13 protein-coding genes and 1 tRNA gene are annotated in these 18,171 nt (G+C 66.9%); 5 read left to right on the forward strand and 9 right to left on the reverse strand.

Annotated elements, in window-relative coordinates; translation table 11 throughout:
* Nucleotides 1–13: 13 nt before the first annotated feature.
* On the reverse strand, nucleotides 14–1,672 hold the full coding sequence (locus HSX14_RS03630; RefSeq protein WP_173177626.1) for a ShlB/FhaC/HecB family hemolysin secretion/activation protein: 1,659 nt from the start codon (nucleotides 1,670–1,672) through the stop codon (nucleotides 14–16).
* Between the two features lie 184 nt (nucleotides 1,673–1,856).
* Between HSX14_RS03630 and HSX14_RS03635 the strand changes: the two genes are divergently transcribed.
* Nucleotides 1,857–2,672: a response regulator transcription factor gene (locus HSX14_RS03635; protein ID WP_173177627.1), complete on the forward strand. Its 816-nt coding sequence runs from the start codon at nucleotides 1,857–1,859 to the stop codon at nucleotides 2,670–2,672.
* Entirely contained in the window at nucleotides 2,662–5,232 is a 2,571-nt protein-coding gene (locus tag HSX14_RS03640; protein WP_173177628.1) for a hybrid sensor histidine kinase/response regulator, read from the forward strand. Before HSX14_RS03635 ends, HSX14_RS03640 begins: the two co-directional genes overlap by 11 nt.
* A gap of 108 nt (nucleotides 5,233–5,340) precedes the next feature.
* Here HSX14_RS03640 and HSX14_RS03645 read toward each other — a convergent pair.
* The 5 genes from HSX14_RS03645 to rpsU form a co-directional block, all read right to left on the reverse strand.
* Nucleotides 5,341–5,417: transfer RNA gene (locus HSX14_RS03645), tRNA-Ile, on the reverse strand.
* Between the two features lie 16 nt (nucleotides 5,418–5,433).
* Nucleotides 5,434–9,168 carry an EAL domain-containing protein gene (locus tag HSX14_RS03650; protein WP_173177630.1) on the reverse strand — a complete coding sequence of 1,245 codons (3,735 nt, stop codon included), beginning with the start codon at nucleotides 9,166–9,168 and terminating at the stop codon, nucleotides 5,434–5,436.
* 102 nt (nucleotides 9,169–9,270) lie between these two features.
* Complete coding sequence (gene rpoD, locus HSX14_RS03655) at nucleotides 9,271–11,121, reverse strand: RNA polymerase sigma factor RpoD (protein WP_173177632.1); 1,851 nt, start codon at nucleotides 11,119–11,121, stop codon at nucleotides 9,271–9,273.
* 67 nt (nucleotides 11,122–11,188) lie between these two features.
* On the reverse strand, nucleotides 11,189–13,165 hold the full coding sequence (gene dnaG, locus HSX14_RS03660) for a DNA primase (protein WP_173177634.1): 1,977 nt from the start codon (nucleotides 13,163–13,165) through the stop codon (nucleotides 11,189–11,191).
* Between the two features lie 195 nt (nucleotides 13,166–13,360).
* Nucleotides 13,361–13,576 carry a 30S ribosomal protein S21 gene (rpsU, locus tag HSX14_RS03665; protein WP_003085057.1) on the reverse strand — a complete coding sequence of 72 codons (216 nt, stop codon included), beginning with the start codon at nucleotides 13,574–13,576 and terminating at the stop codon, nucleotides 13,361–13,363.
* Nucleotides 13,577–13,780: 204 nt separating this feature from the next.
* On the opposite strand from rpsU, the gene tsaD reads away from it, so the two are divergent.
* On the forward strand, nucleotides 13,781–14,806 hold the full coding sequence (gene tsaD, locus HSX14_RS03670) for a tRNA (adenosine(37)-N6)-threonylcarbamoyltransferase complex transferase subunit TsaD (RefSeq protein ID WP_173177636.1): 1,026 nt from the start codon (nucleotides 13,781–13,783) through the stop codon (nucleotides 14,804–14,806).
* A 54-nt stretch (nucleotides 14,807–14,860) separates the two neighbouring features.
* Here tsaD and plsY read toward each other — a convergent pair whose 3' ends face one another.
* Nucleotides 14,861–15,430 (reverse strand): glycerol-3-phosphate 1-O-acyltransferase PlsY, encoded by a 570-nt coding sequence (gene plsY / locus HSX14_RS03675; RefSeq protein WP_111262268.1) that lies wholly within the window; start codon nucleotides 15,428–15,430, stop codon nucleotides 14,861–14,863.
* 52 nt (nucleotides 15,431–15,482) lie between these two features.
* Between plsY and folB the strand changes: the two genes are divergently transcribed.
* Complete coding sequence (gene folB / locus HSX14_RS03680; protein ID WP_173177638.1) at nucleotides 15,483–15,836, forward strand: dihydroneopterin aldolase; 354 nt, start codon at nucleotides 15,483–15,485, stop codon at nucleotides 15,834–15,836.
* Nucleotides 15,827–16,369, forward strand: coding sequence for a 2-amino-4-hydroxy-6-hydroxymethyldihydropteridine diphosphokinase (gene folK / locus HSX14_RS03685; RefSeq protein WP_173177640.1), 543 nt, complete (start codon nucleotides 15,827–15,829; stop codon nucleotides 16,367–16,369). The genes folB and folK overlap by 10 nt, the downstream gene beginning before the upstream one ends.
* On the opposite strand, the gene HSX14_RS03690 is transcribed toward folK, so the two are convergent.
* Both HSX14_RS03690 and HSX14_RS03695 read right to left on the reverse strand, forming a co-directional pair.
* Nucleotides 16,342–17,574 (reverse strand): multifunctional CCA addition/repair protein, encoded by a 1,233-nt coding sequence (locus HSX14_RS03690; RefSeq protein ID WP_173177642.1) that lies wholly within the window; start codon nucleotides 17,572–17,574, stop codon nucleotides 16,342–16,344. The genes folK and HSX14_RS03690 overlap by 28 nt on opposite strands.
* Nucleotides 17,540–18,121: a DUF4136 domain-containing protein gene (locus HSX14_RS03695; RefSeq protein WP_228723538.1), complete on the reverse strand. Its 582-nt coding sequence runs from the start codon at nucleotides 18,119–18,121 to the stop codon at nucleotides 17,540–17,542. Before HSX14_RS03695 ends, HSX14_RS03690 begins: the two co-directional genes overlap by 35 nt.
* Between the last annotated feature and the right edge of the window lie 50 nt (nucleotides 18,122–18,171).

The following is an 18,171-nucleotide window of genomic DNA, read 5'->3' on the forward strand; positions in this document are numbered from 1 at the left end:
TTGCGTGTCGTATTCAGAAGTACTTGACGGTCTGCAGCCAGAGACGCGGGCTGCGGTCGTCATCGGAGGTCGGTTCGCTGCCCGTGCGCCAGGCGGCGAAGGCCTGCAGGCTGATGGACGCGGGCAGGGCCAGGTTCACCCCCAGCCCGGCGCCGGAGAGCGTGCGGCGGTTGTCGGCGGTGCCGGCCACGGGGCGATGGCTGATCCGTCCGCCGCCTGCGTCGTAGAAGCCGAAGAGCTGCCAGGCGGGGGCGGGGGCGTAGCGCAGTTCCAGGTTCGCCAGCCAGGCATCGTCGGCGGAGGCCTCGCCCTGGGGGCAGGCCCTTACGGCGTAGGCACCGCCCAGGCTGAGCTTTTCCGAGGAGTCGAGGTTCTTGGCGGCGCGTTGGCCGGAGGCGCGGACCTGGAGGCTGAGCCTGTCGGTGAGCCGTTGCAGGCGGGTGAACTGGAAGGCGAGCTTGGCGTAGTGGCCTCGGGTGTCCAGCCCGCTGTCGTCGAGGGCGGCGCTGGCGGCGTCCAGTTCGAGGTTGCCGGCCACGAGGCTTGCGCCGTACTGCATGGCGCCGCCGCCGAGCAGGCCGTCCTGGTGGCTGCCGCTCAGGCCCAGGCTCCAGACGTCCAGGGTCTTGTCGAGGGTGGTGTCGGTGGCGTCGACCTGATCCTCGAGCCGTTTGTGTTCGTAGCTCAGTTGGCCGTCGAGCCGGGCCTGGCGGCTGCGCAGCAGGGGCTGCAGGGCGTAGACCGAGCCGATGCTGGCCTTGCCGTGGGCGTCCAGCGATTCGAAGTCTTCGCCCAGTTCGTAGCGCATCTCCGACCACGCCACGCCGACCTGGGTGGCCTGGGGGCCTACCGGCAACTGGTAGGCCAGGCGGCCGTAGTTCATCCCCGAGCCGGAGCTCAGGCCGCGCAGGCTGAGGGTGTCGCCGAGGCCGGCGGGGCTGTTGATGGCGAGGTTGCCGCCGAGCCGCTCGCTGCCGGTGTAGCGGTTGTCGAAGTTGTCGGCTTCCAGGCTCCCGGCCAGGCGGGGGCCGGCCCCGAGCGAGACGTCCAGGTCGGTGAGGCCGACGGAGGCGCCGGGCTTGAGGGTGGAGTGCACCTCGGCACCGGGCAGTTCATTGAGCAGCAGCAGGGATCGCTCCAGGGAGGCGGCCTGCACCGCGTCCCCCGGGTGCAGGTCGTCGAGCTGGCGCTGCGCGGTGGCGTCGCTGAGGAGGGAGCGGTTGTCCACATCGATCTTGCCGAGGCGGCCTTCGAGAACGGCGATGGTCAGCAGCCCGTCCTGGATGTCCTGGGCGGGCAGGTACGCCCGGGCCAGCAGATAGCCGTGGTCACGGAAATGGCGGGTGATGCGGTCGGCCAGGGCGTGCAGGTCGGCCAGGCTCAGTTCGCGGTCGGTGCTGTCGGCGAGCAGTTCGAGCAGTTGCGCCTCGCTGAATTCGCGGGCTCCGGTGATCCGGAACGCCCTGACGTAGACCCTGGCGTCGCTGGGCAGCGACATGGCCGGGCGGGCCGGTGCCGGCTCGGGCAGGACGCCGTCGGTGGCCGGCGGCAGGCTGAGCGGGGGCTTGATGTTTTCCAGGATCTGCCCGGCATCGGGGGCCTGGGCGGCCAGGGCCGTCTGTGCGAGAAACAGGGCGAATGCGACTGCTCTGCTGCATCCCTTGGGGTTCATGAATCTTCTGCCTCGCCTATGGCTTCGCTTGACCGGGAGGCATGATCCCATGGCCGCTGAGGGGGCATTTTGCCGGCAGCGGGGGAGACTTTGCCGGCAGACAATTTTTCCGTTAACGGCGTGGGAAGACGGGCCCGTTCTGGGCTCTAATACCCGCTCCAGCAGCCCCACAGACCCCACCGGCATGCGCATTTCCAGCAACCCGAAGATCCTGCTCATCGACGACTCGGTGGCCGACCTGCGCGTGCTGACGGAGTTTCTGTCGGCCCGGGGCCTGGACATCGTGGTGGCGTTCGACGGCAAGGACGGCTATCGCAAGGCCCAGTTGCTGCGCCCCGACCTGATCCTGCTGGATGTGCACATGCCCGGCAGCGACGGCTTCGCGACCTGCCGGTTGCTCAAGGCCAACCCTGAGACCTGCGCCATCCCGGTGATTTTCCTGACGGCGGCCAACCAGCCGCAGGAGCGCCTGACGGGCCTGACGCTGGGGGCTGTGGACTATATCGCCAAGCCGCTGATCGACGAGGCGGAGGTGGTGGCGCGGGTGCAGATTCACCTGGAGCTCGCGCGCCGCTTGCGCGCCGCCGCCCCTCCCGCCCCGGCCCCGGCAGCCGATACGCGCCCGGAAGCGGTGCTGGTGAAGGTGGCCACCGACCATCTGCGCCGGGACCTGCGCCAGCCGCCCTCGCCGGAAATGCTGGCGCGCCTGTGCGGCACCAATGAAACCCGCCTCAACGAGGCCTTCCACAGGATCGTCGGCATGCCCATCTACGGCTGGTTGCGCGAGGAGCGGCTCAGCCAGGCCCAGGGGCTGCTGGCCCGCACCGAGACGCCCATCGGCGACATCGGTGATCACCTGGGCTACACCAATGCCGCCAGTTTCTCCAAGGCCGTGCGGGAGCGCTTCGGTTGCTCGCCGCGCGAGTTGCGCAGCCGCCTGCGGGATGAGGCCGGCCTTCGCGCACCGCTGCAGCAAGGCGCCGCGGACGATGCCTGCTGACCGCCGCCTGATGCGACTCTGGCAGGTGCTGTGCCTGTGCGGCCTTTGGGCGATGGCCGGCGGGGCCTGGGCCGAGGTGCTGGAGCTGCGTGACGATGGTGCCTTCCAGGTGGTGGACCGCTTCGACCTGCGCGTCGATCAGGACGGCGGCCTGGATATCACCGCCGTCGCCGCTGCGCCTGAGCGCTTCGCCCAGGTCGCCGCGCGGACGCTGTCCCAGGGTTTCGATCCGCGGCCACGCTGGTTGCGCTTCAGCATCCGCAACCCGGGTACCACCGCCCTCACTCGCTGGCTGGAGATCGGCCATGCCCGGCTGGAGTCGGCACGGCTCTATACCTTGGAGGGCGACGGCCGCTGGCAGGTCCAGGCCAGCGGCCTGGTGGTGCCCATGGCGTTGCGTCCGCTGCCTGGCCCGACGGCGCTGTTCCCGCTCACCCTCGAGCCTGGCGAGACACGCACGCTCTATGTGCGCGTGCAGTCGCGCTCGGCGCAGTACATGGGCATTCGCCTGTGGGAGCCCCAGGCCTATCGCGACAAGCAGCTGCGGTTCGAGAACCTGCGTTCGATGGCCCAGGGCGGCATCGTCCTGGCGGGCCTGCTGTCCCTGCTGATCTTCATCCAGCTGCGCGACATGCCCTATCTCTATTTCGGCCTGGAGATGCTGCTGATCAGTGGGTTCGAAGCGATCATCGGCGGGCTGGCCCAGCAGTACCTGTGGCCGGGCACCTGGCCGTTCCCGATCGTGCTGGTGCCTCTGCTGGGCGCCGCGGTCATGATCATGCACTGCCAGTTCGTGCGCACGTTCCTCGACCTCAGGCGGCGAGGGCGGGGGTGGGACCGTACGCTGCTCGGCGTGATCGGGGTGGTGATCGTGGCGGCGCTGGGGGCCAGCCTGCACGACTACATCGTCTGGCTACAGGTGCTGACCCTCGCTTCGCTGGTGGCGCTGGCCGCCGGGATCATCACCTCCTACCAGGCCTGGCGGGGTGGCAACGCCTCTGCGGGGCTGACGCTCATTTCCTTCGGGGCGTTCGGTGTCTCGGTGGTGATCCGCGAGGCGGGCCTGTACCTGGGGCTGGACCCTACCGGCCCGCTGTTGGCGAGCGCCTGGCCACTGGCGGTGCTGGTGATGGCGCCGTTTATCCTCATCGCCATCACCAATCGCACCCAGCAGTTGTCCGCCGCGCTGGCGGTGGAGCGCGAAGCCAATCGCGCCAAGACCACCTTCCTGGCGCACATGAGCCATGAGCTGCGTACGCCGCTCAATACCATCATCGGCTTCGCCCAGTTGCTGCAGCGGGGCTCGCGGCGCCTCGGCCCGGAGGAGGGCGCGCGGGCCATCGAAGGCAGCGGGCGCCATCTGCTGCACCTGATCGACGAGCTGCTGGATGCGGCTCGGGCGGAGATCGGCCAGTTGGAGGTGACGGCGGCGCCGCTGGCGTTCCGCCCCTGGCTGGCGGACATGGTGGAGGTCGCGCGGCTGCAGGCCGAGGCGGCTGGCAACGGCTTCTCCCTGGAGGAGCACGGCGTGGTGCCCGAGTACCTGTCCATCGACAGCCGCCGCTTGCGCCAGGTGCTCGACAACCTGTTCAGCAACGCCAACCGGCATACCCGCGATGGCCGCATCGCCCTGCGTTACCGAGGGGAGAAGCAGGGCAGCCAGGTTCGGCTGTGCTTCGAGGTGGAGGACAGCGGCGGCGGTATCGACGGCGACGACCTGGCGAGGATCTTCGAGCCCTTCGTCCGGGGGCGGAACCAGCATGCGGAGGGTTCCCGCGCCGGGGTTGGCCTGGGGCTGGCCATCGCCCGGCAACTGGTGCGCTGCATGGGCGGCGAGCTGAGCGTGGCCAGCACGCCGGGCCAGGGCAGTGCGTTTCGCTTCCATGTGGTGGGCGAGCTGCTGGCGGAGTTGCCGGCGGAGCCGGCTGCCGGTGACGTCGCGGTGCCCCGGCCCCTGGGCGATCAGGTGGTGTTGCTGGTGGAGGATGATCCGGACCTGCGTCTGCTATTGGCCGAGCAGTTGAGCCGGCATCAGCTGCGGGTGGTGACTGCCGTCGATGGCCGGGATGCCGCCCTCAAGTGGCGCGAGGATGTCGCCCTGGTGATCACCGACCAGTTCATGGACGGCGGTGATGGCTGGTCGGTCCTGCAGTGGGTGGCCGAGCGTTCCCCGGCCACGCCGGTGGTCCTGCTTTCCGCCACGGCGCCGTTGCCGCCGGAGGGCTTTGCGCCGCACCTGGGCTTTGCCGACTGCCTGCGAAAGCCGATCAGCGAGGCCGAGCTGGCGGACCTGCTGGCCAGGTTCCTGGGGTTGCAGGACCTGGCCCCGAGCGGTAGCGAATCGCCGGCCTCGGACACCGCCGCCCGGCCGGACGCGGCACGCCTGGCGATTCTGGCGAGCCTGGTGGAAACCGGCCAAGTGACCTTGATCGAGGAATGGGCCCACGACCTGGCGGCCGAGCAGCCGGAATGCATCGGCTTTGCCGATGCCGTGCTGCAGGCGGCGTTGACGCTGGATTTCCCTCAGCTCGCCGAGCTGGTCGGGCCGGCCGAGGGCTGAGCGAGCGGGTGCCTGTGCAGGCTGCTGGACCCGGGGACCCGTCCCGGATCAAGCTCCGGTGAAATGCAAAAAAGCCGCGCAATGCGCGGCTTTTTCATGGGGTTTTGGTGGTGGGCCCACACGGACTCGAACCGTGGACCAAAGGATTATGAGTCCTCTGCTCTAACCGACTGAGCTATAGGCCCCCAGAAGGCCGGCGGATTATACCGGCGCCTTTTCCTGAGCGCCAACGGGTTGACACGGATCGAGGAATTGCCGGGCGAAAACGTCGGCGGGCAGGGGGCGGCTGACGACGTAGCCCTGGATCTGTTCGCAGCCTTCGGCGGTGAGGAAGGCTTCCTGGGCGTGGGTTTCGACGCCTTCGGCGATGACGGTGAGTTGCATGCTGCGGCCCAGGGCGATGATGGCGCGGGCGATGGCGGCGTCTTCGAGGTCGTCGGGCAGGCCGCGGACGAAGGATTTGTCGATCTTGATGATGTCCAGCGGCAGGCGCTTGAGGTAGCTGAGGGAGGAGTAGCCGGTGCCGAAGTCGTCGATGGCCAGTTGCACGCCGAGCGCCTTGAGGGCGTGGAGCACGGCGAGGGCTTCTTCGGCCTGGCTCATGATGAAGCCTTCGGTGATTTCCAGTTGCAGGTGGCAGGGGACGACGCCTGTGTCCTGCAGCAGGCGGTCGATGCGCTCGACCAGTTGCGGCTGGCGCAGCTGGGCGCCGGCGAGGTTGACGGAGAGCGGGCCGAAGGGGGCGTGGCGGTCCTGCCATTCGCGCATCTGCCGGCAGGCTTCGGCGAGGACCCAGTCGCCCAGGGGGAGGATGAGGCCGTTCTCTTCGGCGAGGGGGATGAAGCGCTCGGGGGAGATTTCGCCGAACAGGGGGTGGTGCCAGCGGATCAGGGCTTCGGCGCCGATCAGGCGGCGGTTCTGCAGGCACAGCTTGGGTTGGTAGTAGAGGCTGAGTTCGCCGCGTTCGAGGGCGCGACGCAGTTCGTTCTCCAGGGCCATGCGTTCGTTGGCCTGGAAGGTGAGGTCGCGGGTGTAGAACTCGATGCGGTTGCGGCCCTTGGATTTGGCGCGGTACATGGCGGCGTCGGCGTTCTTGACGACGGTGGCGACGTCGTTGCCGTGTTCGGGGTAGAGGCTGATGCCGATGCTGGCGCTGGTGAAGAATTCGTGGTCGTCGGCCTCGAAGGGGGCGCTGAAGCAGGCGAGCAGTTTGTTGGCGACGTGTTCGGCGTCGACGGCGTTGTGCAGGCCGGGCAGGAGGATGATGAATTCGTCACCGCCGAGGCGGGCGACGGTGTCGATGTCGCGCAGCTGGTCCTTGAGGCGGGCGGCGATGCTTTTGAGCAGGAGGTCGCCGACCGGGTGGCCGAGGCTGTCGTTGATGTGTTTGAAGCGGTCGAGGTCGATGAACAGTACGGCGCCCTGCTGGGCGTCGGTGGTGGCGTCGAGCAGGGCGGCCTGCAGGCGGCTTTCGAAGAGGATGCGGTTGGGCAGCCCGGTGAGGGGGTCGTGGTGGGCCTGGTAGTCGAGGCGGTCCTGGGCGTGCTTGAGGGTGGAGATGTCGGCGAAGACGCCTACGAAGTGGGTGATCTGGTCGTCGCGGTTGCGTACGGCACTGATGGTCAGCCACTCGGGATAGGGTTCGCCGTTCTTGCGGCGGTTCCAGATTTCGCCCTGCCAGTGGCCGTCGGCGGCGAGCTGGTGCCACATGGCGGCGTAGAAGGCGCTGTCGTGCTGGCCGGAGGCGAGCAGGCGCGGTGATTGGCCGAGGGCTTCGGCTTCGCTGTAGCCGGTGATTTCGGTGAAGGCGCGGTTGACGGCGGTGATGCGTTGTTCGGTGTCGGTGATCATCACGCCTTCGGCGGTGCTTTCGAAGACGGTGGCGGCCTGCAGGAGCTTTTCCTGCATGTGCTGGCGCTCGGTGATGTCGCGGGCGATGGTGAGGACGCAGGCTTCGCCGTTGATGGGGAGGGGCTGGGCGGTGAGTTCGCAGAGGCGGATGCTGCCACCCTTGGTGCGTACCGGGGCGGTGAAGTTGCGCAGGCTGCCCTGGTCGCTGATGACGCGGACCATTTGCTGGCGGTCTTCGGGGTTGGCCCAGATGCCGAGTTCGAGGGTGGAGCGGTCGGCGGCTTCGCGGGCGGTGTAGCCGGTGATGCGGGTGAAGCCTTCGTTGGCTTCGATGAGCCTGCCGTCGGCCAGGCGGGTGATGAGCAGGCCGTCGGGGGAGGCGTGGAAGGCGCGGGCGAATTTCTCTTCGGAGATCTTCAGTTGCTGCTGGGTTTCCTTGACGAGGGTGATGTCGCGCACGACGACGATGAGGGCGGGGATGCCGTCGAGGTCGGTGGGTTGCGCGGAGATGAGGCCGGTGAAGTTTTCGCCGTTCTGCCGGCGGAAGGTCATTTCCAGGTTGTGCAGGCTTTCGCTCTGCAGGCGCTGGAGGAGGCCGGGACCCATGTCGGGGGTGCCCCAGATGCCCAGTTCGGTGGCGGTGCGGCCGATGGCCTGGGCGGCGCTGACGCCGGTCTGTTGCTCGAAGGTGCGGTTGACGTCGAGCAGGCGGCCGTCCTGGCGGCGGGCGAGGGCGATGACGTCGGGGCAGTTGTGGAACACGGAGGCGAATTTCTGCTGGGAGAGGCGCAGGGCGTGTTCGGTGTCCTTGGCTTCGGTGATGTCGATCATCAGGCCGCGGATGATCTGGCTGTCGCCCTGGGGGTCGAGGGTGACGATGTCGCGGATCCACAGGACGCGGCCGTCGGCGGCGAGCATGCGGTAGTCGAAGCTGTGGTCGCGCCCGGCGGCGACTTCCTCGTTGCAGAAGTATTCGGCGCGCTGGGCGTCTTCGGGGTGGAGGGTGCGCTGCCAGAAGCCGGGCTCGAGCCAGTCCGCCAGGGGGTAGCCGAGCAGGCGTTCGGCGTGGGGCGAGACGTAGGTGAAGCGGTGTTCGTCGAGGCGCATTTCCCAGGCGATGGCGTTGAGGCTTTCGACCAGGCCGCGGTAGTGCTGCTCGCTGGTGCGCAGTTCGTCTTCGAGCAGGGCGCGGCGTGACATTTCGCCGCTGAGGCGGCGGTTGATGCGCAGGACGAAGACCAGGGCGAGGCCGATCAGCAGCAGGGCGGGGAGGCCGTAGGCGATGAGGGTGGTCCAGACCGGGCGACGGTCGATGACGCCACCGACCCAGCGGTCCTGGATGGCTTCGACCTGGGCGGTGCTGATGTCGGCGAAGACCTTGTCGAGGATGCCGATCAGTGGGGTGTCGCCACGCGGCGTGGCCATGGCGAGCTGGTAGCGGTAGGGCGTCTCGCCGCTGATGTAGAGGCCTTCAAGCCTGAGCTGGCGCAGGCTCCAGACGCTGGAGGCGAGGTCGCCGACGAAGGCGTCGGCCTGGCCGGTGGCCAGCGCCTGGAGGCTGGCGGCGACGCTGGGCAGGGGCAGGAGGTTGAGGTCGGGATTGCCGCTGCGCAGCAGCTCGTGGGGGGCGTAGTCCTCGACCACGGCGATCTTGAGGCCGTAGAGCTCGCCGAGTGACTTGGGCTGCGGGCCGCCGTCGCGGGCGAGGATGACGATGGGGAAGTCGAGGTAGGGGCGGGTGAAGCTGAGGTACTGCTGGCGTTCGGGGGTGGACATGACGCCGGGCAGCAGGTCGAGCTGGCCATTGCGGGCCTGCTCCAGCACTTCACCCCAGTTGCGGGGCTCCACCGGTTCTAGGCGCACGCCCAGGCGGTCCTGGATCAGCTTGACGTAGTCGGCGGCGAGGCCCTGGTGGCGGCCCTGGCTGTCGCGGAATTCGAAGGGGGGCCAGGAGGCGTCGATGCCCATGCGCAGGACGGGGTGGTCCTGCAGCCATGCCTGTTCTTCCTGCGTGAGGGTGAACGCTCCGGACGGGGCCGCCCAGAACGCCAGACACAGCAGGAGAATGGCAGGCAGACGCGCCATGACGGTCTCGTTCCACGAAGTGATAGGCGGAAGTGTAGACGTGGCAGCTGGCGCTTTGGTAGCAGAAAGAAAAACCCCCGGACTGGCCGGGGGTTTGTTCGATCACTCGTCGAGGAAGGAGCGCAGATGCTCGCTTCGCGACGGGTGGCGCAGCTTGCGCAGCGCCTTGGCTTCGATCTGGCGGATCCGCTCGCGGGTCACATCGAACTGCTTGCCGACTTCCTCGAGGGTGTGGTCGGTATTCATGTCGATGCCGAAGCGCATGCGCAGGACCTTGGCTTCACGGGCGGTGAGGCCGGCCAGTACTTCGCGGGTCGCTTCCTTGAGGCTTTCTACCGTGGCCACGTCGATCGGGGACTGCATGGTGCTGTCCTCGATGAAGTCGCCCAGGTGGGAGTCCTCGTCGTCGCCGATCGGGGTTTCCATGGAGATCGGCTCTTTGGCGATCTTCAATACCTTGCGGATCTTGTCCTCGGGCATTTCCATGCGCTCGCCAAGCTCTTCCGGGGTGGGCTCGCGGCCCATTTCCTGGAGCATCTGACGGGAGATGCGGTTGAGCTTGTTGATGGTCTCGATCATGTGCACCGGGATACGGATGGTGCGGGCCTGGTCGGCGATCGAGCGGGTGATCGCCTGGCGGATCCACCAGGTGGCGTAGGTCGAGAACTTGTAGCCGCGGCGGTATTCGAACTTGTCCACCGCCTTCATCAGGCCGATGTTGCCTTCCTGGATCAGGTCGAGGAACTGCAGGCCGCGGTTGGTGTACTTCTTGGCGATGGAGATCACGAGACGCAGGTTGGCCTCGACCATCTCTTTCTTCGCCCGGCGGGCTTTCGCTTCGCCGATGGACATGCGGCGGTTGACGTCCTTGATCTCGGCGACCTTGAGGTCGACTTCCTTCTCGAGGTCGATCAGCTTCTGCTGGTTGCGCTTGACGTCTTCCACCAGCTTGCCGAGGGCTTCGGCGTACTTGGCCTTGCCCTTGGCGAGGCCTTCGACCCAGGTCAGGTCGACTTCGTTGCCCGGGAACAGGCGCAGGAAGTCGGCACGCGGCATGCGGGCATCACGCACGCAGAGCTGCATGATGGCGCGTTCTTGGGCGCGGACGCGGTCGAGGGCGTCACGGACGCGGTCGACCAGGGCGTCGAACTGCTTCGGCACCAGCTTGATGGGCATGAAGAGTTCGGCCAGGCCTTGCAGCTCGTCGATCGCCTGCTTGCTGCTGCGGCCGTGCTTCTTCAGGGCCTTGCGGGCTTTCTCGAGCTGGTCGGATACGGCGGTGAAGCGACGCAGCGCTTCTTCCGGGTCCGGGCCGCCGTCACCTTCTTCCTCGGTGTCGTCGCCGTCGCCTTCCTCTTCTTCGTCCTCGTCCTTTTCCTTCGCGGCGCTGTCGTCCTTCAGGTCGACAGGCTCGACTTCTTCGGCCGGCAGGCTGCCGTCGTCAGGGTCGATGTAACCGGCGAGGACGTCGGAGAGACGACCGCCTTCGGTGGTGACACGGTGGTATTCGGCAAGGATGCTGTCGACGGTACCGGGGAAGTGGGCGATCGCGCTCATCACTTCGCGGATGCCTTCCTCGATGCGCTTGGCGATTTCGATCTCGCCTTCGCGGGTCAGCAGCTCCACGGTCCCCATTTCGCGCATGTACATGCGCACCGGGTCGGTGGTCCGGCCGATGTCGGTCTCGACCGCGGCGAGAGCGGCAGCGGCTTCTTCCGCGGCAGCTTCGTCGGTGTCGGCTTCGGCCAACAACAGGGCATCCGCATCCGGGGCACTCTCGAATACGTTGATCCCCATGTCGTTGATCATGCGGATGATGTCTTCCACCTGTTCCGGATCGGAAATATCCTCCGGCAGGTGGTCATTGACCTCCGCGTAAGTCAGGTAACCCTGCTCACGACCACGGGCGATCAACTCTTTGAGGCGAGACTGCTGTTGCGCTTTTCCGGACATAACACCCTATCCACTTAAGGTCTTGGCGGGCTAAAAACAAGCCGAGGATTATACCTGACCAGGTGCCTCACGCGCCAGTTGGGCTGGTGGAGGCTGGAGATGGACTGCGGCTGAGGAGGTCGCGCAGTTGGTCTTTTTCCTCTGCGCTGAGTTCGCTCTGCCTTGCTTTGCGTAGCAGTTGTTCGAGGCTGCGCTCACGTTGGCGGGCCGACAACCTAGTTATAGTGTCGAAAAACTGTTGTTCAAGGTTGTCGCTCGAAATCAACCATTCCTTTTCCGCCAGGGCCTGCAGCAGGCGGCCCTGTTCGGTGCCGTGCCAGCGGGCGATGAGCTGCAGCGAGCGCAGCTTGGGGTTCTTCTGCAGGGCTTCGAGCAGGGACACCATCAGGCGGGCGTACGTGTCGTCTTCTGCCGCGAAATGGCTGGCATTTTCAACCTTCTGGGCAAGGTTCGGGTGATGCAGAAGGGTGCGCAGCGCGGTCAGCGTCGGTGACTCGACCTTGATCTCGGTACGCGGCGGGCGCTTGAAATCGTCGCGCCCACCCTTCTTGTCCCAGGGCTTGCCGCCTTTCTTCCAGTCGCCTTTCTTGCGCTCACCCTTCTGCCAGTCACCCTGTTGCCGGGCGGGCGGTTCGAAGTAGTGCTCCTGGCTCGGCTCGCCGTAGCTTTCGTAGCCGGCGGGGGCGCCGTAGTGGTAGTCGTCGGGGTAGTGCGACGGCTCGCTGCTGGGGGGCGGTGCGTCGTGACTCAGTTGGCCGATCGCCTCACCATTCAATCCGGTGATTTCCGACAGGCGCTGGCGCATGAGTGTACGCAGGTTGGCGCCGGGAACCTTGTCGATCAGCGGTGCCGCCAGGGTCACCAGGTGTGCCTTGCCTTCCAGGGAGCTGGGGTCGGCTTCTTCCTTCAGTTGCTGGAAGAAATAGTCGGCAAGGGGCTGTGCGTGCTGGGTTATGCGGGCGCGGAAGGCGTCGGTGCCTTCGGCGCGCACCAGGCTGTCCGGGTCCTCGCCTTCGGGAAGGAACAGGAAGCGCGCGCGGCGCCCGTCTTCCAGGCTCGGCAAGGTGGCTTCGAGTGCTCGCCAGGCAGCCTTGCGGCCGGCCTGGTCGCCGTCGAAGCAGAACAGGATGCTGGGCACGAGGCGGAACAGGCGCCTGACATGTTCCTCGCTGGTGGCGGTGCCCAGGGTGGCGACGGCATTGCGCAGGCCTTGCTGGGCGAGGGCGATGACGTCCATGTAGCCCTCGACGACCATGATTTCGTCGAGGTTGCGGTTGTTCTTGCGGGCCTCGTACAGGCCGTAGAGTTCCTGGCCCTTGTGGAAGACCGGTGTCTCGGGGGAGTTCAGGTACTTGGGCTTGTCGTCACCGAGTACCCGGCCGCCGAAGGCGATGATGCGGCCACGGTTGTCGCGGATGGGGAACATGACCCGGTCGCGGAAGCGGTCGTAGCGCTTGCCGCTCTCGGCGTTCTCGATCAGCAGGCCGGCGTCGATCATGGTCTTCTGCTGCAGGGCGTCGCTGGCCAGGTGCTTGAGCAGGTTGTCCCAGCCCGGCGGTGCGAAGCCCAGGCCGAAGTCGCGGGCGATCTCGCCGGACAGGCCGCGGCCCTTCAGGTAGTCCACTGCCGCCTTGCGCGTCGGGTGGCTTTTCAGGGCCTGGCGGTAGTAGTCCGAGGCGGCGCTGAGCAGGGCGTAGAGGGGGGAGTCCGTGGGTTGGCGCGGGCGGTTGCCGCGACCACTTTCTTCACGTGGGACGTCCATCCCGGCGCGCTTGGCGAGTTCCTCGACGGCCTGGGGGAAGTCCAGGTTGTCGTGGTCCATGACGAAGCCGAGGGCGTTGCCGCCGGCGCCGCAGCCGAAGCAGTAGTAGAACTGCTTGTCTGGGCTGACGCTGAAGGAGGGCGTCTTCTCGTTATGGAAGGGGCAGCGGGCGCTGTAGTTCTTGCCGGTCTTCTTCAGCTGGATGCGCGAACTCACCACTTCGACTATGTCGGTGCGGTTCAGCAGATCGTCGATGAAGCCTTGGGGGATCAGGCCGGCCATAGGGTGCTCAGGACTCGGGAAGGGTCAAAGCATAGGCCTCCATCACCCTTGGGTGATAGCGGCATTACCAGGGGCTGCAAATGCAAAAAACTCCGGCGTTCGCCAGGGCGAAGCGGAGTGTCGCGTGCGGTGCCTGAATGCACTCGCCCGGCCGGAGCCGGGCGATGCTGAAAGCGTGCGGCGAAGCCTGTTAACTCAGTACAGGCGCTCGCGGCGGCGCTGTTCGCGCTGCACTTTCTTGGCGTGACGCTTAACTGCAGCAGCAGCTTTGCGCTTGCGCTCGGCAGTGGGCTTCTCGTAGAACTCGCGGCTACGTACTTCAGCCAGTACACCGGCTTTTTCGCAGGAGCGCTTGAAGCGACGCAGGGCTACGTCGAAGGGTTCGTTCTCTTTAACTTTGACGGCTGGCATCCAGGTCGTACCTTCACTAATTACCGTGGGTGAACGTGCTCCTGGCTAGGGTTGCGGGAGAACGTCGGTTTTCAAGGGTTGCGGATGTTAACGCCTCGCGCCCCGGAATGCAAAGCCTTCAGTCGAAAACCGCTGGCCGGGGCGGAGGGCGGCGATTATGATGCGCGCCTTCTTTATTGGCTAGGCCTCGAAGGCTCGATCCCAATGCTAGTGCTGGGTCTGGAAACCTCTTGCGACGAGACCGGCGTCGCCCTCTACGACAGCGAACGCGGCCTGCTGGCCGATGCGCTGTTCAGTCAGATCGACCTGCACCGCGTCTATGGCGGTGTGGTGCCTGAGCTGGCATCCCGCGATCACGTCAAACGCATGCTGCCGCTGCTGCGGGAAGTGCTGGACGGCGCAGGCTGCAAGCCGACGGATATCGATGGCATCGCCTACACCTCGGGCCCCGGCCTGGTCGGCGCTCTGCTGGTCGGCGCCTCCTGTGCGCAAGCCCTGGCGTTCGCCTGGGGCGTGCCCGCATTGGGCGTGCACCATATGGAGGGCCATCTGCTGGCGCCCATGCTGGAAGAGCAGCCGCCGGAATTCCCGTTCGTCGCCTTGCTGGTTTCCGGCGGCCATACGCAGCTGGTGCGCGTCGATGGCATCGGCCGCTATGCGCTGCTCGGCGAGTCGGTGGATGACGCCGCCGGCGAGGCCTTCGACAAGACCGCCAAGCTGATCGGCCTGGGCTATCCGGGTGGCCCCGAGATCGCACGCCTGGCGGAGTCCGGCGTGGCGGGGCGCTTCACCTTCCCGCGCCCGATGACCGATCGCCCAGGCCTGGATTTCAGTTTCAGCGGCCTGAAGACTTTCGCCCTCAATACCTGGCAGCAGTGCCGCGATGCTGGGGACGACGGTGAGCAAACCCGTTGCGACATCGCTCTGGCGTTCCAGCAGGCGGTGGTCGAGACTCTCGTCATCAAGTGCCGCAGGGCCCTGAAGCAGACCGGCCTGAAGCGCCTGGTGATCGCCGGCGGTGTCAGCGCCAACCAGGCCCTGCGCCAGGCTTTGGAGGCGATGCTGGCCGAGCTCCAGGGCAACGTCTTCTATGCGCGTCCGCGCTTCTGCACCGACAACGGCGCGATGATCGCCTACGCCGGTTGCCAGCGCCTGAAGGCCGGGCAGCAGGAAGGCCCTGCGATCGCCGTGCAGGCTCGTTGGCCGATGGAAAACCTGCCGGCCATCTGAACCCTGTGCGGTTTCCTGAAGCCTCAGGCGTGTAGCTTGAGGCTGTCTTCAGTTTCAGAAATGTCGTTCGCGTCCGGCGAAAAGGTCGCGTAGATTGCCGCGGTGTCGCCAGACGATCAGGCAGCAGAGCACGGCCATCGGCAGCAATGCGCCTGGCTTCTGCCAGGCCAGCAGCGGCAGGGTCAGCGGTGTCGCGATCAAGGCCGCGAGCGAACTGGTACGGGTGAGGGCGAACGTCAGCGCCCAGGCCGCAACCGCCAGCAGGGCGGCCGGGGGATAGAGCCCGAGCAGCATGCCGGCGGCAGTGGCGACGCCCTTGCCGCCACGGAAGCGGAAGTACAGCGGGTAGAGATGCCCGAGCACGGCGGCGAGGCCGATCCAGGCCTGTTTCTGGATGCCGAGCCCGATCAGGTAGGCGACCAGCACGGGCACGAGGCCTTTGAGCAGGTCGCCGAGCAGGGTGAGGATCGCGAGCTTCTTGCCCGCCACGCGCAGCATGTTGGTGGCGCCCGGGTTGCCTGAACCCAGTTCGCGCGGGTCGGCGGTGCCGAACACCCGGCTGAGCAGGATGGCGAAGGACAGCGAGCCGAGCAGGTAGGCGAGGATCGCCAGCAGCCAGAACATTGGTATCCATTCCAGGGCGAGGGAGCCCTGATTCTAACGGGGCAGAACTTACGTGGACACGGTTTTCATCGAGGGTCTTGAAGTCGATACCGTCATCGGTGCGTACGACTGGGAGCGGAGCATTCGCCAGTGCCTGCGCCTGGACCTGCAGATGGGCTGGGACAACCGCCTGGCCGCCGCAGGCGATGAACTGGCCCATGCGCTGGACTACGCCTCGGTGTCCCAGCGCATCCAGGCGTTCGCTGCCGACTCCCAGTTCCAGTTGGTGGAAACCTTCGCCGAGCGGCTGGTGGCCCTGCTGATGGCTGAATTCCAGATTCCCTGGGTGCGCCTGAAGCTGCACAAGCCCGGCGCGGTTCCCGCTGCCAGCAGCGTTGGCGTGGAGATCGAACGCGGATGCCGCTGACTCCGGTTCTGCTGGGCCTGGGCAGCAACATCGGGCGTGAGGAACACCTGGAAGCCGGCCTCGACGCGCTGGCCGGTTTCCTCCATAACATCCGGTGCTCGCCGGTATTCGAAAGCCAGCCGGTGGGCATCAAGAGCGGCCCCTTCTACAACCTGGTGGTGGCCGCCGACACCGACCTGCCGCTGATGGAGCTGGACCGCCGTCTCAAGTTCATCGAGGCCGACAACGGTCGCTACGCGCCAGACCGCAAGGGCCTGCCGCTGGACATCGATGTGCTGCTCTATGGCGATCTGGTCGGCAGCTTCGATGGCTTGGTGCTGCCCCGTGCCGAGGTGCTGAAGAACGCATTCGTGCTCTGGCCCTTGGCACTGGTGGTGCCCGACCGCCTGCACCCGGGTGAAGGACGAAGCTTCGCGGAGTTGTGGGCGACGGCGCAGATCCAGCAACAGCTGTGGCCGGTGCCCTTCGCGTGGCGGGGGCGCCCGTTGACCCCCGACGACCTGCTTCAGGCCTTCCCCGCGCCTTCCTTGTAGGCCTTCAGCGCTTTCAGGCGCTCGAGCTTGAGCGCCTCGCCCAGTTCGGCACCCTTGTAGCCCTTCTCCAGCAGGGGCTGGACCGCGACTGCGCGTGCGGCCGAGGCGGCGCCCCGCAGGTAGTTGGCTTGAGGGTATTCGCGCTGCTCGAGGCCGTGACGGCCACGGGCGTCCATCTCGCAGGCCGCGATGAATTCCTCGAAGCGCTGGGGACGGCGGTAGACGTCGAAGCGCGCCAGTAGCTCGGACAGTGTCGATGCGCGGAGTTCCTGCGCGCGATGGGCGTGGGTATGGAACTCGCCCACCAGCATCGCCAGCTCCTGGCAGTCACGAGGTGCCTTGCAGCGTTCGTTTACCTGCTGGATCAGCTTCAGGCCGCGCTGTTCATGGGCGATGTGCCGGGGCCATTCCTCCTCCGGCGTCTCGCCCTTGCCCAGGTCATGCAGCAGGCAGGCCCAGCGCACGGCGAGGGGTTGCTCATGCTCGGCGCACTGCTGCAGAACGGCGAGCACGTGCAGGCCGGAATCCACTTCCGGGTGGTGCTGCTCGGGCTGGGGGACGCCGAACAGGGCGTCGAGCTCCGGCATCCAGGCCTTGAGCGCGCCACAGTCGCGCAGCACCTGGATGAATACGTCCGGGCGGGGCTCCATCAGGGCGCGGGAGATTTCCTTCCAGCTGCGTTCGGGTGTCAGGGCGTCCAGCTCGCCGGACTCGGCGATCTCACGCATCAGCGCCAGGGTTTCTTCGGCCACCGTGAAGCCCAGTGGCGCATAGCGTGCGGCGAAGCGGGCGACGCGCAGTACGCGCAACGGGTCCTCGGCGAAGGCGGGGGAAACGTGGCGGAGGATGCGCCGCTCCAGGTCGCGCTGGCCGCCATAGGGGTCGACCAGCACGCCGTGCTCGTCTTCGGCGATGGCGTTGACGGTGAGGTCGCGGCGGATCAGGTCCTCTTCGAGGCTGACGTCCGGGCTGGCGAAGAAGGTGAAACCGCCATAGCCACGCCCGCTCTTGCGCTCGGTGCGCGCCAGTGCGTACTCCTCGCCACTGTGCGGATGAAGGAACACCGGGAAATCCGCGCCCACGGGCTTGAAGCCCTGCTCGAGCATTTCTTCAGCGGTTGCGCCAACGACGACCCAGTCCACTTCCGTGACCGGGCGCTGCAACAGCCGGTCACGAACCGCGCCGCCCACCTTGTATATCTGCATGCTCACCTCCGAGGGTGCGGAGGATAGCAGCCCGCTCGTTGGCTGCGATGGGGATTTGCCGGGTCAGTGCCTCCACGGCGCTTTCGAGCAACTCGGCGCTGTCCCAGGAGGGGCTCAGGCCCGTACTGGCGATGCCTTCCCAGAGCACCAGGCCGTCGAGGTCGGTGATGCGCAGGCGCAGGGTGCCGGTTTCGTCACGCAAGCGGTGGATGGCCTGGTAGGGGCCGAGCGGGTTGGGCGGTGCCTGGTCGACCTTGAACTCCAGAGGCGCGTCCTGCAGGGCCAGCCAGTAGTAGACGCGCAGCTCGGGGCTCTGGCTTTCGTGGTAGCCGCGCGCGGCAAGGCCCTGGCGAAGCAACGGATCGAGGCGGATGTAGTGCTCGCGGTAGGGCGCCGGGCTTTGCAAGGCCTGCTCCGGGGGAACCAGCTGGAAGCTGTGGCGGATGGCCAGGCCGCTGTCGGCCGGTCTAAGCACCTGGATGCTGGGGATGTGGGTGGAGCAGGTGGCCAGGACCAGGCACAGCAGCAGGACGAGGAACAGGCGCATCGACGCTCTCCATGGACGATGACCGCATGCTCGGGGGCGCCCGGCATGCG

It is taken from the genome of Pseudomonas tohonis (assembly GCF_012767755.2).
GTDB classification, from domain to species: Bacteria; Pseudomonadota; Gammaproteobacteria; order Pseudomonadales; family Pseudomonadaceae; genus Metapseudomonas; species Metapseudomonas tohonis.

Coding starts and splice junctions, on each gene's coding strand:
- HSX14_RS03690 (WP_173177642.1), bottom strand. CDS start 17,574: ATGCAGATATACAAGGTGGGCGGCGCGGTTCGTGACCGGCTGTTGCAG.
- HSX14_RS03640 (WP_173177628.1), top strand. CDS start 2,662: ATGCCTGCTGACCGCCGCCTGATGCGACTCTGGCAGGTGCTGTGCCTG.
- rpsU (WP_003085057.1), bottom strand. CDS start 13,576: ATGCCAGCCGTCAAAGTTAAAGAGAACGAACCCTTCGACGTAGCCCTG.
- HSX14_RS03650 (WP_173177630.1), bottom strand. CDS start 9,168: ATGGCGCGTCTGCCTGCCATTCTCCTGCTGTGTCTGGCGTTCTGGGCG.
- HSX14_RS03695 (WP_228723538.1), bottom strand. CDS start 18,121: ATGCGCCTGTTCCTCGTCCTGCTGCTGTGCCTGGTCCTGGCCACCTGC.
- HSX14_RS03630 (WP_173177626.1), bottom strand. CDS start 1,672: ATGAACCCCAAGGGATGCAGCAGAGCAGTCGCATTCGCCCTGTTTCTC.
- tsaD (WP_173177636.1), top strand. CDS start 13,781: ATGCTAGTGCTGGGTCTGGAAACCTCTTGCGACGAGACCGGCGTCGCC.
- plsY (WP_111262268.1), bottom strand. CDS start 15,430: ATGTTCTGGCTGCTGGCGATCCTCGCCTACCTGCTCGGCTCGCTGTCC.
- HSX14_RS03635 (WP_173177627.1), top strand. CDS start 1,857: ATGCGCATTTCCAGCAACCCGAAGATCCTGCTCATCGACGACTCGGTG.
- rpoD (WP_173177632.1), bottom strand. CDS start 11,121: ATGTCCGGAAAAGCGCAACAGCAGTCTCGCCTCAAAGAGTTGATCGCC.
- dnaG (WP_173177634.1), bottom strand. CDS start 13,165: ATGGCCGGCCTGATCCCCCAAGGCTTCATCGACGATCTGCTGAACCGC.
- folK (WP_173177640.1), top strand. CDS start 15,827: ATGCCGCTGACTCCGGTTCTGCTGGGCCTGGGCAGCAACATCGGGCGT.